Consider the following 13,952-nt stretch of genomic DNA (forward strand, 5'->3'; position numbering starts at 1 on the left):
CTTTTTCACTTGTGGAAAGTCTCTTTTAATAAGTCGAGAACTTGCACTTTTATAAGCATTGATGAATTTTGTCATTTCTGTATTAGGGTGTGCCTTGAACAAAATATGAACATGGTCTACATCATGATTCCATTCAACTAATGTGATGTGATAGTTTTCAGATAGTCGAACAAACATATCTTTTGCATAGTCTGACATATCATCATCAAACACATTTCTTCTGTATTTCACAACCAACACAAGGTGATAATACAACAAGAATACTGAATGGTTATTACTATCTAATTTCATTTATATACCAGCCTTTATGATTTATAAGACTGATTATATCAGAGGCAAAATAAAAAGGAAAACTTTTTGGCTACGCCAAACCGAAATTCATCTCCAACCTACCGTTGGGCTACGCCCTTCACACGCTTGAGGAAGGAGAATTCTTTCGGGAAATTCGTTAAAATACTTGCTAATTTGTAATAACCCCTCTTTTATATTCTGAGAAAAGGGGCTTTTGTCAGAAACTGATAAGTCTTCTAATAGCTAACTGATTTTTTATTATTATTTTCTTATTTCCAACAGAGGCCATGAGTCCTAAACTTTCAAACTTATTCAATTTACGACTAATAGTCTCTCTTGTTACCCCCGCATAATTTGCCAATTCCTCTCGTGTCAATGGCAAGTTAATAAGTATTCCATCCTCAGTACTTTTGCCATATTTATCACAAAACTCCAATAGTATATGAGCAATTCTAACTTCAGGATTGTTTGTCGCTAAATTTTGCACTAAATTCTCTATCTTAGCTAAACGTTTTGTGACAACTTTTAACAACTTTAATGCAATACTTGGATTTCGTTCCATTATATAATCCATATTTTCTTTTTTTAGCATACAGATATGAGTATCTTCTATAGCATACGCACTAAAATTACTTTTTTCATCATAATTAAATATATTTAATTCACAAAAGGATTCACCACTTGTTAGTATATGCAATATTTGCTCTTTCCCTTGAAGAGTTAATGTACAGAGCTTTACTTGTCCACTATTAATAATAAATAATGTATCTGATTTATCTCCCTCAAGAATTAATGGCTGACCCTTTTTAAACTTCCTATGTTTTGTCATTGAAGCTATATTACTAATTTCCTCTTCAGAAAGGGTCTTAAAAATTAGTACTTTTCTTGGGCAAAGCTCTCTTGATTTTTTATGATTATCGTCCATATTTTCTCACCTTACTTTAACTATAAAATTAAAAATATACTGATATCCAAGGTTATTATAGACATTTTTATCAAATATTGCAGTGACCCATATCAAAATATGGCCCTGAGGAGAAAGGGTGGCGCCAGGGCCATATAGAGTGTACCGAGAATTGCTGAATCGGTATAAGTATCTGCTACATAATTATTATAGAATTTTTTAAGGAATATTTCTGTGACCAGAATCACATTTGAAAATATAAAAAACAATGAGAATACTGTGCAGTATTCTCATTGTTTTTTCCTTCTTATTCATCTAGTGGTGCAAAATGATTTTTATCTTCTCCGCACACAGGACAAACCCAGTCCTCTGGTAAATCTTCGAAACTTGTTCCTGGTTCTATATCCTCATCTGGATCCCCTACCTCTGGGTTATAAATATATCCACATGGTAAACAAATGTATTTTTTCATGATTTCCTCTCCTTTTTGTACAGCTTTATATTTTTTCTTTTAACTTGCTCATTATTTCACTTATGTTTGTATTTAATAAATCTATTCCTTCTAACGACACATGCTTTTCAATCGCAGATTTGTAAGGAATAGATGCAGCAACTCCTTCTAATGAAATCACACCGACTATTTTATTATCCTTAATAAATAACCTTGTATACTTCTCCTTACCGTCTTCTTCAACAATTGTTGTATCACATTGCTCTTTATTAACAACTCCAATTGAAAATAAAGATACATTGAATGCGTTAAAAATAGTGGTTGGAATTTCTTTTTTATAAATGGCAGTTTTAGAGACCATATTACTACCTGCTACTCTTCCTTGTTCCAAGGCAGTCCCCCATAAGCCTTCAATTTCATTATTTACTTCTGCAACATCTCCCGCAGCGTATACGGAGTCTATATTTGTTCTCATCTTCTCATCTACAACAATACCTCTATTTAATTTAATAGCAGTATCATGTACAAGTTTAGTGTTCGGAGTAACGCCAATTGAGTAAACAATACTATCACAATTAATTTGAGAATTGTCGTTCATCTTTATGCCAGTTACAGATTCTTTCCCGAGAATAGAATCAATAGAAGTATTTAAATACACCTTTACTCCTTCCTTTTCAATTTTTCGTTTCAAGAGAAGCGAAGATTTTGTATCTAATTGTCTTCTCATTAATAAAGGAGCTACTTCTACAATGGATACCTTTTTACCAGCTTTCAGAATAGACCATGCTGTTTCTAACCCTTGTACACCCCCACCAATGGTCACAACACTTTCTTTGTCTTCTAAATGACCTTTAAGCTCATCTGCTTCTTTCATGTCCCTAATAGTAAAAATATTTTTTTTATTAATTCCATTTATCTCTAATCTTCTATTATTCGCTCCTGTACAAATTAATAGTTTATGATAAGAAAATACCGCTTCATTGGATGTAACAATAAATTGCTCATCTGTATTAATTTTTACCACCTTTGTATTTATAAAAAATGATATGTGATTATCTTGATACCACTTTTTCTTTTTAATTAACACTTTTTCACTGTGTAAATCTGAATACAGATCCTTTGATAATTTAATTCTTTTATAAGGTAGTAATGGCTCTTCACCAAAAATAAATATATTTGATCCTTTATCATACTCTCTAATAGTTTTAGCGGCATTTACAGCAGCTACACCACTCCCAATAATAACAAAATTCTTTTCCATGTTTTCACCTCCATTTTTCTATTAAATAGAACTCAATAATAAATCTGTAACAAATGTTGTTGCATGTTGGATTTTCTTTACTTTTCCCTCATCTCTTGGAGAGAATCTAATCCGAATAGGAAATTCAACATGAGTCATACCTGTAGATTTGATAACTTTTGATGTGCTTTGTACATTCATATTTGTTTCATTGAGGTAATCTTGTATCACCTCAATTGCCTCTCCACTCCAACCATATGAACCGAATGAAGCTGCAATTTTCCCTTCTAGGTTCATTTCTGTCATTTCTTTTAAAATGTCTTCTAAATTACCAATCATATCTGCATATCTAGTTGAAGATCCTATGAAGACTGCATCTGCTTCTTGGATACTCTTTAAAACCTCTAATTTTTTTGATTTATCAGCGTTAAATACTGTTACATGAATATTATCTGCTTCTAAAGTTTCTTTAATAATATTTGCTACTTTTTTTGTATTATTTTTAATTGTTGTATATACAATTGTTACTTTTTTATCTTGATTCGTATCTCTACTCATATCCGCATATAATTTAATATACTTCTGTATATCCTGACGTAAAATGTAGCCATGTGATGGTGCAATCATTTGTACATCCAAATCTTTTAGAGCTTCTATTAATGTTCTTACATATCTTCTATGTGGATGGATAATGGCATTATAATAGCCAATAAAATCTTCCGTAATATCTACATTCGCTTTATCACTGAAAATCTCGTCATTTGCTATATGAGTACTAAAAATATCACAAGGAAATAAAATTTTATCCTCTACACAGTAGGTAATCATTGTTTCTTCAGTATGAAGATATGGCGTTTCTTTAAATTTCAATGTTTTTCCACCAATGTCTAATGTATCACCATCTTTTACTATTAAAAACTTTCGATTATGCAGTTTATACATCTCTTGTATTTCTGGTACTGCAATTTCTGTACATACAATCGTTGCATTAGTAGCTCTTGATGCTAATGCTGCCAATCCCCCTGAATGGTCGGGTTCTGTATGATTCACTACAATATACTGAATTTCTTGTGGATCAATTAATTTACTTAATGATTCTACAAATTCTCTTCCAAACTCTATATCAACTGTATCAATCACTGTTGGTTTTTCCGTTTTTAGCAAGTACGCGTTATAAGTTGTTCCTTTTGCTAAGATTAAACGATGAAATGGAACTTCTCTATTATCAACTTTTCCTACCCAATATATATCTTTAGTTAACTTAATTTCTTTGCCCATATAACTCAATTCCTCCTCAATCAGATTCGATTTACCACTGAATTATATAAACTTTTTTATAATTAAAAGAGGACTAGAATCACATTTTAAAAAATTAATAAAAAAACACCTGAGTAACAGTTTTCTACTCAGGTGTTTTTAAAATTTATTTTGTTGCTACAATTACTAATGCCGGACCATCAAGTGAATATATTTTTTTATCAAAATTAGCGTAAGTTTCTACTGACTCAAATCCACAATCTATTAATATGGGAAGTAATTTTTTTTTTGTAATTGGATATAACTCTATACTATTTGAGAATTCTTCACCACTTGTATTTAATGTTACAGTAAATAGCACCTTGTTTCTCTCTATTGCATAATCTCGTTTGAATGAGAAATGTTCTTTCTTAATTACTGGAAATATGAAATTTTTTTGATTTAATACTTTTTCATAGTTTACAATTTGAACTATGAACTTTCCATTTTTCTTAAGTTTTTTAAAAGAACGTTGAATGAAATCAGTAATTTCCTGTACATTGTCCAAATGAACCAACGTATTTCCAATACAATAAATACCATCAAATATCCCAGGCACATCGTCTATTTGCTGCATTCTAAGTGTATTTACAAAAAGTCTTCCCTTATGGGTTATAGCCTTCTCAGAAATTTTATCAGCCATTGTCTTCTCTGGTTCCATCGCAGTTACAATCATTCCTTGTTCAACTAATGCATTAGCCACATTCCCTGTTGCCGCACCTACATCAATTACGGAGTCCCCCTCTTGTAAATATGAAGCAATAAAATTCAATTGTTTTTCATTTTCTGGAAAAATTTCATCATAATACGGCATTAATTTTTGGTAAAAAGTCATTATTTATACATTCCTTTCTACATCCAAGATTGGAGAAAACATTAATACAACAATTAATACAAACAAATTAATATATGAATATAACATGAACAATATGAATCATTATTAGTCTTTACGAGACAAAATATTTAAATACTATTATTGTTGTAATAAAAACGTAAATAGCATTTATACTCTCTAAAATCCCCACCTTTAAGATTGAAATATTCCTTCCATACAGTACTATAGACCGTATCAAACTTGGGATAAAAATAATGGTAATCGTTGGTGATAAAATAAGCGTAACAATCACAAGTAATAAATGGTACCACCATGACAGAATGCGATACGTTGGATTCTTTTTTTCACGTATCATTGTTTTTACATAAAACGTACTTCCTATAAAATATAAAAATGTTATAGTCGCTATTATCAAAATATTTTTATCGACTGATTTCATTGTGAAGTAATAACTTATAATGCCCCCTATACAAAACAAAAGAATTGCACATACATCATTTAATAAGGCTCGTTCATTTTTTTTGCTAGAAAAATAAATGTTTATACAAAAAAACGGGAGCATAATAATAGAAAAGTAAACTATACGCCATTCATAACTAAGAGCAATAGCTGTACATATACAAGCCTCACCAAAGTAAAGAAAAAAATAATATAAATAATACTTCTTTCGCGGCTGTTTTACATACATTAATAAGGGATATGTAGCTAAATACACAAAAAACCACGCTAAAAAAAGAGGTATATGATACCATGTCCATTTACCAGTTAAAATACCTAAAACAAATGGAATAAGCAGCATTCCCCAGGCTCCATGCTGCTTTGGAATAATTAACTTCATTCTTCCACACCTCACATTTAATTTTTTATCAAAATGTTACGTAAGAATGATAATAAGTAGCATATATATCATTAAATTTATAGATAAAAAACTTTACCAGTGAGAGAATCCCCCCACTGGTAATCATACTCCACCAATTTAGGGAATACCCATCCCAAATAGTAAAATATAATGAATTTCTCATACTCACTCTTCCCTTATAAGATAAACTATGTTTTTAAAAAATACTGTGAGTGAAATCACTGCATTCTATTTTTATACCTTTTATTTTATAGAATAAAACATTCTTCATTGTGTTTTTACTCTCTATTGATAACCTCACTCTTTGAACCTAAAACAAAAGAATTTTTATCTATAAATAATTGAATCATTCTATATCTTTTCATTTTTTATGAGCAAGATAATACGATAAACTTCTAGATTTAATCTCTTCTAAATAGAAAAGATCACATACTTCATTTATTAGTACCATTGCAGAAAAAAACTATATATAGTATCATTTATCAATATTGAGTACCACATATTGAAAAGGAGTGGATTTCATGAACACCTCAGACAATTTAAAACAGCAAAAAAGTAATTTATGGACAACTTTTCATAAAATTATAAAAAGTAACGATCAAGACTTAATGCAAGAAAATGCAAATGTTGATGGTCGATCTCCAATGGGAATGATGGGAACATTTGCATCAGAGAGTGCAAAACTTTATGTAAGGGAACATTTGCTTTCTAAACAAGTAAAAGAAGCTATTAATCAAAATATTTTATACCCACACGATTTAGATTTTTATGCAACAGGAACAACCACGTGTTCACAAATCCCTTTAGCACAATTGCTGAAAAAAGGGTTCCACACTGGACATGGCCATATGAGACAACCACAAGATATTAAAAGTGCATTAGCACTCTCGTCTATTATTCTTCAAGCTAATCAAAATATGCAGCATGGTGGGCAATCTCTTGCCATGTTTGATATAGATTTAGCACCCTATGTGAGGAAAACATTTGAAAAAAACAAGAAAAAGTTAATAGACTATCCGCTAACAAAGGAACAAATCGAAGTGTTTGCATGGAGAGAAACAGAAAACGATACATATCAAGCATGTGAAGCATTTATTCATAATTCCAATAGTATGCATAGCCGTGGTGGTGGACAAGTTCCGTTTATTTCAATTAATTACGGAACGGACACATCAAAGGAAGGAAGACTATTAATTAAACAATTACTACAGGCAACACAAGCGGGATTAGGAAAAAGCGAAACGCCTATTTTCCCCATTCAAATTTTTAAGTTAAAAAAAGGTGTAAATTTTGAAGAAAAAAATCCAAATTATGATTTATTTGAACTTGCATTAGAAACAACAGCGAAGCGATTGTTCCCTAACTTTTCATTTTTAGATGCGCCATTTAATGCAGCGTATTATAATGGGCACCCAGAAAGTGAAGTATGTTATATGGGGTGTCGTACTCGTGTGATGTCTAATATTCATGGTGAGGAGACAGCAATTGGCAGAGGAAATCTATCATTTACCTCTATTAATCTAGTAAAATTGGCTTTAATAAATGATTCAAAAGAAGGATTTTTCAAATCGTTAAATCATTATATCAAACTTGGCATTCGTCAATTGCTAGAAAGATATTCATATCAATGTACAAAAAAAGCAAGAGATTTTCAATTCCTATATTCACAAGGGATTTGGCGCAATGGAGAAAAACTACAACCAGAAGACTCAGTTACTGAGATTTTAAAGCAAGGAACATTGAGCCTTGGTTTTATTGGACTTGCGGAATGCTTGGTTGCCTTAACAGGAAAACACCATGGGGAAGATAAAGATTCATGGCAACTTGGAAAAGAAATTGTTACCTTTATGAGAAATAAGATGGACCAAGCAACAAAAGAGCATTGCTTGAATTTTACCTTAATTGCAACTCCTGCCGAGGGACTATCAGGGAAGTTCATCCAAAAGGATCGTGCTGAGTTTGGAACTATTACAGGTGTAACCGATCATGATTACTATACAAATTCATTTCATATTCCAGTTTATTATCCTATTCAAGCAATTAATAAAATACGTTTAGAAGGACCGTTTCATGCTCTTTGCAACGGTGGTCATATTACTTATATTGAACTAGATGGAGCGGCAGCACATAATCAAATGGCTTTAAAACAGATTGTTCAAGCAATGGCTCAGTATGAAGTAGGATATGGTTCAATTAATCACCCAGTGGATCGTTGTAAATGTTGTGACTATAATGGAGTGATTGAAAATGAGTGCCCTAGCTGTGGAAATATAGAAGATCATCATATTGAAAGAATTCGCCGTATTACTGGATATCTTGTAGGGGACATGTCAAAATGGAACAATGCAAAGCGTAGTGAAGAAGCAGATCGTGTGAAACATAAATGAAGGTAATGAATATTATTCATGATAGTGTAGTAGATGGTGAAGGGCTACGGACAGTTGTGTTTTTTGCCGGTTGTCCACATCATTGTTTAGGTTGCCATAACCCCAAATCATGGAATCTTTATAATGGTACCGAGATGAGTGTGAAAGAAATTATAAAAGAAATTTCCAAAAATCCTCTCACTGATGTAACATTTTCAGGGGGTGACCCATTTTTTCAAGCTATCGAGGTCAAAGAAGTTGCAAAAGCCGTAAAAAGCTTAAACAAAAATCTTTGGATTTACACTGGCTATACACTAGAAGAGATACAGAATTCACAAAACAAAGATATGATTGAGCTGTTACATTATGGGGATGTTTTAGTTGATGGAAGATTTGAAATCGAAAAAAGAGATTTGACTCTTCCATTTTGCGGAAGCTCAAATCAACGTATTATACGCCTAAAATAAATATAATTTCCTTGATTTTTTTTCGATTATTCGTTATCACTAATCCAATATTTATGAGCAGAAATTATTTGCTCATAAATATTGGAAATACACAATAAAAAAATTTGTAAAAAGGGACATGCTCAATTCTTACACTTTTTTTGCAATGCTCTTGGAACATATACACAAAAAGGTTCGCTTTCCATGTAATCCCCCGTCATCGCAAATGCCCTAGAACGAGATCCCCCACAAACATATCGAAACTCACAAACACCGCATTTGCCTTTATAATTGTCTGGATTACGAAGACTTTGAAAAACAGGAGAGTTTCGATAAATTTCAGCTATCGGTGTTAATTTAATATTCCCGGTTTTAATCGGCAATAGCCCACTTGGGTATACATCTCCAATATGAGAAATAAATACAACTCCATTTCCATCATTTACTCCTTTTGGAGCGCGTCCAAATTCATTAAATCCGTCCGTCATTCCTTCCATCAGTACATCTCTATATTGAATAATTTGATCTATCTTTTTAATTCCCTTCATTTTTTCTTGAAGAACAACGCGTCTATAGTGCTGAGCAGCTGTGGTTTTTATATCAAAAGAAACAGTTTTACTAAGCTGATATAGCCATCGGAACACTCTTTCATGTTGAATTGGTGAAATCATATCTTTCTCTTTACCACGTCCTGTTGGGACTAAGAAAAATACACTCCACAACACACAACCTAATTCTTCTACTAAATTTGCCATATCTTTAAGTACACTCAAATTATAATTAGAAACAACTGTATTAATTTGAATAGGGATTTTTAATTCATTTAAATGATCAATTGCATCCATTGTTAATTTAAATGACCCCTCTGTTCCTCTAAAATGATCGTGTACTTCAGCTGTTGGTCCATCTATACTAAATGCCCATCTAGCAATCCCAACATCTTTTGCTTTTTTAATCGCTTCTTTAGTAACCTTTGGAGTAGCACTGGGTGTCATGGAAACCCGAATGCCTTTCTTCACCGCGTATTCAGCAATATCATATATATCCGAACGCATTAATGGATCCCCGCCAGTAAAAACCAGCATCGGATTATCCATTTCATATATATCATCAATTAGTTTTTTTCCTTCTTCTAATGTTAACTCAAAAGGATCGCGATAATGCTGAGCTTCAGCACGACAATGTAGACATTTTAGTTCACATGCTCTTGTTAACTCCCATATTACAATAAATGGGTTTTCATTATAATCACGATTTATCAAAAAGAAAGCCTCCCATCAACTTACATACTATATTGTAAAATTATATGTGCATTTATGTTGTGAGATTTATCACGCATAAGTTTTTAGCATTTAAAAAATCCCTCCTAAAATAGATGAAATTAAGATAAAAAAGCACTCTCCTATTTATAGGGGAGTGCTTTTTATTTTAAATATATCTTAAATATTTATATTTTATTGCTTTTTTATATAAATTTGATTTACTTATTATTTCTATTAGATTTCATCAAATCATTTAGTAATAAATCTAATTCTCTACTATAACAAATTACCTTTTCATGAGTGAATCCATACTGCTTAACAAGCGATATTAATTCTTCTTTTTTTTCAATTACTTGATTTAACTTCTTATAATTAGACATAGTTTTTGTACAATTCCGTCTTACCTACATACAGGTCATCTAGGCAGCATTTTTGTTAGATGCTCTATTTAGAACACAGCTCTTTATAATATTTATTTCCCCTTAACACCCATATACAATATATTTACAATTATCAAATACAAAATCTATGAACTAAAAAAGTTATACCTACTTAACTTATTACACACCTTTATATGCTTGTTTATATACTTCTTTTAATTCTGAAATCAATGGAAGTTTCGGATTTGCTGGTGTACATTGATCTTCAAATGCTCTTTCCGATAAAACATCCACAACATTTTCAAATGCTTCTTGTTTTACTCCTTGTCCTGCAATACTCATATTAATATTCAATTTTTTTCCAAGGCTTATAATTGCTTGTACCAGAGATTCTACCCCTTCTTCTACTGTACTTGCTGGCAATCCCAATGTTCTTGCAATATATGCATAACGTTCATCTGCCACAAAATGCTCATATTTTGGGAACAATGCATGTTTTCTTGGCTTAATAGCATTATAGCGAATTACATGCGGCATTAAGATTGCGTTAGCACGTCCATGTGGAATGTGAAATTCTGGTCCAAGCTTATGCGCCAAACTATGATTAATACCCAGAAATGCATTTGCAAAAGCCATACCTGCAATTGCAGAAGCATTATGCATTTTCTCACGTGCTTCTTCATCATTTCCATTTTTATATGCTCTCGGTAAATATTTAAATACTAGATCAATGGCTTTTAAGGCCAATCCATCTGTATAGTCATTTGCCATAATAGACACGTATGCTTCAATTGCATGTGTTAACACATCCATTCCAGTGTCTGCTGTTACATGAGGTGGCACTGTCATTACAAACTGTGGATCAATAATCGCTACATCTGGTGTTAATTCATAATCAGCAAGTGGATATTTTATATTATTTTTTTTATCTGTAATAACCGCGAATGGTGTCACTTCTGACCCTGTTCCTGATGTTGTTGGAATCGCAACAAATTGTGCTTTTTGCCCTAGTGTTGGAAATTTACATGTACGTTTTCTAATATCTAAAAACTTTTGTTTGATTCCAAAGAATTTTGTTTCTGGATATTCATAAAATAGCCACATTCCTTTTGCTGCATCCATTGCTGAACCTCCGCCCAATGCAATAATTACATCCGGTTTGAAGCTTCTCATCATCTCAGCACCCTTGAATACTGTTTCATCTGATGGATCTGGTTCTACCTCTGAGAAAACACCTACTTTTACATCATTTAAATGCTGTTGTAAGTAATGTGTAACTGTATCAACATATCCCAGTTCTACCATTCCTGGATCCGTTACAATGAATGCTCGTGAAATGTTTGGCATCTTAGCTAAATATTGTGTCGCATGTTTTTCAAAAAAAACCTTAGGTGGTAATTTGAACCATTGCATATTATTTTTTCTATTCGCCAAACGCTTTACATTTATTAAATGTGTAGCTGTTACGTTTTGAGAAACAGAATTTTTACCGTATGATCCACAACCTAATGTTAAAGATGGAATAAATGCGTTATATATATCACCAATCCCACCTTGTGCTGACGGTGAATTTACAATAAGGCGACAAGCTTTCATTCTTAAACCAAATTGTTTTTGTACTTCTTTATTTGTAGAATGAATAACCGCTGAATGCCCTAAGCCACCTAAATTTAACATTTCTTCACAGAATTTAAATCCTTCTTCTCGTGAATTTGCTTTGATACAAGCTAATACTGGGCTCAATTTTTCACGTGATAGTGAATATTCTGCACCCACTCCCTTAATTTCAGCTACAAGTATTTTTGTATCTTCTGGTACCTTAATGCCTACTAATGATGCAATATAATGTGCTGATTTCCCAACGATATCACTATTTACTGCACAAGTATTTTCATTAATAACAAGCTTCTCTAATTTTATTCTCTCTTCTTCGGTAACAAAATAACAATTGTTGTCTTGCATTTCTTTTTTTACACTATTATAGATTTCTTTATCTACAATGATTGCTTGTTCAGAGGCACAAATCATACCATTATCAAATGTTTTTGATAAAATTAAATCATTTACAGCTCGTTTTACATGTGCTGATTTCTCTAAATAACAAGGTACATTCCCAGGCCCTACTCCTAAGGCCGGTTTCCCTGTAGAATATGCTGATTTCACCATTCCAGCACCTCCGGTTGCAAGAACAAGTGCAACCCCCTCATGGTTCATTAATCTTTTTGTTGCCTCAACAGAAGGTTTTTCGATCCATTGAATGCAATTCTCCGGTGCCCCTGCCTTAATTGCAGCATCTCTTAAAATTTTAGCCGCTGCAACAGAGCATTGCTGAGCAGATGGATGAAAAGCGAAAATAATTGGATTTCGTGTTTTCATTGCAATAATTGCTTTAAACATAGTTGTTGAAGTAGGATTAGTTACTGGTGTCACACCAGCAACTACACCTACTGGTTCGGCAATTTCGATGACTTCTTCATGTGGATCTTCATGAATAATTCCTACAGTCTTATCTTTTTTTATGCTATGCCAAATATATTCAGTCGCAAATATGTTCTTTGTACATTTATCCTCATACACACCTCGACCAGTTTCCTCAACCGCCATTTTTGCTAATGGCATATGTTGATCTAATCCAGATAGTGCCATTTCATGAACAATATGATCTACTTGCTCTTGCGTATAAGATTCCAATGCTTTTAGTGCTTCTTTTCCATTTTCAACTAAAGTATTAATAACTTCTTGTACATCATTTTCATCTTTAATTACTACGTTGACCATTGCTTGTACTTCTTTTTCATCTGTCTTGTTTGTCATATTAAAGCCTCCAGATCACTATAAAAATAGATTTAAAATGTTGTAACTTATTGTTTTCATCTTGCCTATTAAGTAAAGTCTTAAATCATGTGAAGTATTTCACAAATAATGATATGAAATTTTCAACTACTCCTACTATACATGAAATGATTATTTTTTATTGTGTATTTTTTGTGAAGTATTTCACAAATATTTATAATAATTCTAATCAATAATTACTTATTTACACCATCAATATATACAATTACATTCTCAGTTGTATTATTTCTCAATTCAATGTACACCTCAGCATTAAAATACAATATTTGTTGATGCCTTAATATCTCAATTTCATTATCAATTATAACCATTGTTTCACCGAAAACTGCATACATACAAATATCCTTGTTCAAATATTTTGGTATGACAACATTACCTGACGGATTAATGAAAAAAAATGATGGAAATGTATTTTCAGTTTTATTAATAATTGTTTTGAATACCTCATCATTTAATCCCATAGGTGTTACATTTTTTAGTTGCATAAATATCACTCCTATTCATGTATAAAAAATTTAATAAAGTATAATAAATTTATACTCTATTTTTACAAACTTATAGCGAGGATCTCGACTTTGCCTATAAGTTTATAACTATTAATTTCCTAAAGCAACAGTAATTCATCTTCTTGTAAAGGACTATTAATTTGTTATAGTATGTAAATCTCTTTGTTGTGATAACTCTACTAAAGAAGACATTTAACACGTATATGTAATTTATCTAGTAGTATTTTATGTGTATAGTAGTTAGAACTTTTTATTAATAAATT

The 13,952-nt window shown here is 31.9% G+C and carries 13 protein-coding genes; 2 read left to right on the top strand and 11 right to left on the bottom strand.

All coding sequences use genetic code 11. The annotated features are described in order from the left end of the window. The 7 genes from tnpA to MR160_RS29980 all read right to left on the bottom strand — a co-directional run. A partial coding sequence (gene tnpA, locus MR160_RS29950) for an IS200/IS605 family transposase (RefSeq protein ID WP_242298915.1) occupies positions 1 to 291 on the bottom strand: 291 nt, incomplete at its 3' end. Between the two features lie 217 nt (positions 292 to 508). Continuing rightward, positions 509 to 1,216 carry a Crp/Fnr family transcriptional regulator gene (locus MR160_RS29955; RefSeq protein WP_000342564.1) on the bottom strand — a complete coding sequence of 236 codons (708 nt, stop codon included), beginning with the start codon at positions 1,214 to 1,216 and terminating at the stop codon, positions 509 to 511. A gap of 286 nt (positions 1,217 to 1,502) precedes the next feature. Continuing rightward, on the bottom strand, positions 1,503 to 1,667 hold the full coding sequence (gene rd / locus MR160_RS29960) for a rubredoxin (protein WP_000759867.1): 165 nt from the start codon (positions 1,665 to 1,667) through the stop codon (positions 1,503 to 1,505). Between the two features lie 25 nt (positions 1,668 to 1,692). After that, a complete protein-coding gene (locus MR160_RS29965; protein WP_003257130.1) occupies positions 1,693 to 2,907 on the bottom strand; it encodes an NAD(P)/FAD-dependent oxidoreductase in 1,215 nt (404 codons plus the stop codon). Between the two features lie 21 nt (positions 2,908 to 2,928). After that, the gene (locus MR160_RS29970) at positions 2,929 to 4,164 is read right to left on the bottom strand and encodes an FprA family A-type flavoprotein (RefSeq protein ID WP_000513992.1); all 1,236 of its coding nucleotides are present in this window, start codon (positions 4,162 to 4,164) and stop codon (positions 2,929 to 2,931) included. A gap of 145 nt (positions 4,165 to 4,309) precedes the next feature. Next, positions 4,310 to 5,017 carry a class I SAM-dependent methyltransferase gene (locus MR160_RS29975; RefSeq protein ID WP_242298916.1) on the bottom strand — a complete coding sequence of 236 codons (708 nt, stop codon included), beginning with the start codon at positions 5,015 to 5,017 and terminating at the stop codon, positions 4,310 to 4,312. A gap of 112 nt (positions 5,018 to 5,129) precedes the next feature. Continuing rightward, positions 5,130 to 5,855 carry a YwiC-like family protein gene (locus MR160_RS29980; RefSeq protein WP_098676332.1) on the bottom strand — a complete coding sequence of 242 codons (726 nt, stop codon included), beginning with the start codon at positions 5,853 to 5,855 and terminating at the stop codon, positions 5,130 to 5,132. A 542-nt stretch (positions 5,856 to 6,397) separates the two neighbouring features. On the opposite strand from MR160_RS29980, the gene MR160_RS29985 reads away from it, so the two are divergent. Together MR160_RS29985 and nrdG are read left to right on the top strand one after the other, a co-directional pair. Then, complete coding sequence (locus MR160_RS29985; RefSeq protein ID WP_242298917.1) at positions 6,398 to 8,263, top strand: anaerobic ribonucleoside triphosphate reductase; 1,866 nt, start codon at positions 6,398 to 6,400, stop codon at positions 8,261 to 8,263. Further along, complete coding sequence (gene nrdG, locus MR160_RS29990) at positions 8,260 to 8,709, top strand: anaerobic ribonucleoside-triphosphate reductase activating protein (protein WP_061664427.1); 450 nt, start codon at positions 8,260 to 8,262, stop codon at positions 8,707 to 8,709. The genes MR160_RS29985 and nrdG overlap by 4 nt, the downstream gene beginning before the upstream one ends. 122 nt (positions 8,710 to 8,831) lie before the next feature. Here the strand turns inward: nrdG and MR160_RS29995 are convergent, their stop codons facing one another. The 4 genes from MR160_RS29995 to MR160_RS30010 all read right to left on the bottom strand — a co-directional run bounded on the left by MR160_RS29995 (position 8,832) and on the right by MR160_RS30010 (position 13,668). Further along, positions 8,832 to 9,950: a TIGR04053 family radical SAM/SPASM domain-containing protein gene (locus tag MR160_RS29995; RefSeq protein ID WP_242298918.1), complete on the bottom strand. Its 1,119-nt coding sequence runs from the start codon at positions 9,948 to 9,950 to the stop codon at positions 8,832 to 8,834. A 218-nt stretch (positions 9,951 to 10,168) separates the two neighbouring features. After that, positions 10,169 to 10,330 carry an aspartyl-phosphate phosphatase Spo0E family protein gene (locus tag MR160_RS30000; protein ID WP_080451699.1) on the bottom strand — a complete coding sequence of 54 codons (162 nt, stop codon included), beginning with the start codon at positions 10,328 to 10,330 and terminating at the stop codon, positions 10,169 to 10,171. Positions 10,331 to 10,510: 180 nt separating this feature from the next. Beyond that, the gene (adhE, locus tag MR160_RS30005; protein WP_242298919.1) at positions 10,511 to 13,108 is read right to left on the bottom strand and encodes a bifunctional acetaldehyde-CoA/alcohol dehydrogenase; all 2,598 of its coding nucleotides are present in this window, start codon (positions 13,106 to 13,108) and stop codon (positions 10,511 to 10,513) included. Between the two features lie 251 nt (positions 13,109 to 13,359). Continuing rightward, a complete protein-coding gene (locus tag MR160_RS30010) occupies positions 13,360 to 13,668 on the bottom strand; it encodes a hypothetical protein (RefSeq protein WP_001176240.1) in 309 nt (102 codons plus the stop codon). Between the last annotated feature and the right edge of the window lie 284 nt (positions 13,669 to 13,952).

This window comes from Bacillus cereus group sp. BfR-BA-01382 (assembly GCF_022663475.1).
GTDB classification, from domain to species: domain Bacteria; phylum Bacillota; class Bacilli; order Bacillales; family Bacillaceae_G; genus Bacillus_A; species Bacillus_A thuringiensis_S.

Bases quoted from the DNA above. Each gene is read 5' to 3' on its own strand.
- MR160_RS29955 (WP_000342564.1), bottom strand. From the start codon at position 1,216: ATGGACGATAATCATAAAAAATCAAGAGAGCTTTGCCCAAGAAAAGTA.
- rd (WP_000759867.1), bottom strand. From the start codon at position 1,667: ATGAAAAAATACATTTGTTTACCATGTGGATATATTTATAACCCAGAG.
- adhE (WP_242298919.1), bottom strand. From the start codon at position 13,108: ATGGTCAACGTAGTAATTAAAGATGAAAATGATGTACAAGAAGTTATT.
- nrdG (WP_061664427.1), top strand. From the start codon at position 8,260: ATGAAGGTAATGAATATTATTCATGATAGTGTAGTAGATGGTGAAGGG.
- MR160_RS30000 (WP_080451699.1), bottom strand. From the start codon at position 10,330: ATGTCTAATTATAAGAAGTTAAATCAAGTAATTGAAAAAAAAGAAGAA.
- MR160_RS29975 (WP_242298916.1), bottom strand. From the start codon at position 5,017: ATGACTTTTTACCAAAAATTAATGCCGTATTATGATGAAATTTTTCCA.
- MR160_RS29980 (WP_098676332.1), bottom strand. From the start codon at position 5,855: ATGAAGTTAATTATTCCAAAGCAGCATGGAGCCTGGGGAATGCTGCTT.
- MR160_RS29985 (WP_242298917.1), top strand. From the start codon at position 6,398: ATGAACACCTCAGACAATTTAAAACAGCAAAAAAGTAATTTATGGACA.
- MR160_RS29970 (WP_000513992.1), bottom strand. From the start codon at position 4,164: ATGGGCAAAGAAATTAAGTTAACTAAAGATATATATTGGGTAGGAAAA.
- MR160_RS29965 (WP_003257130.1), bottom strand. From the start codon at position 2,907: ATGGAAAAGAATTTTGTTATTATTGGGAGTGGTGTAGCTGCTGTAAAT.
- MR160_RS30010 (WP_001176240.1), bottom strand. From the start codon at position 13,668: ATGCAACTAAAAAATGTAACACCTATGGGATTAAATGATGAGGTATTC.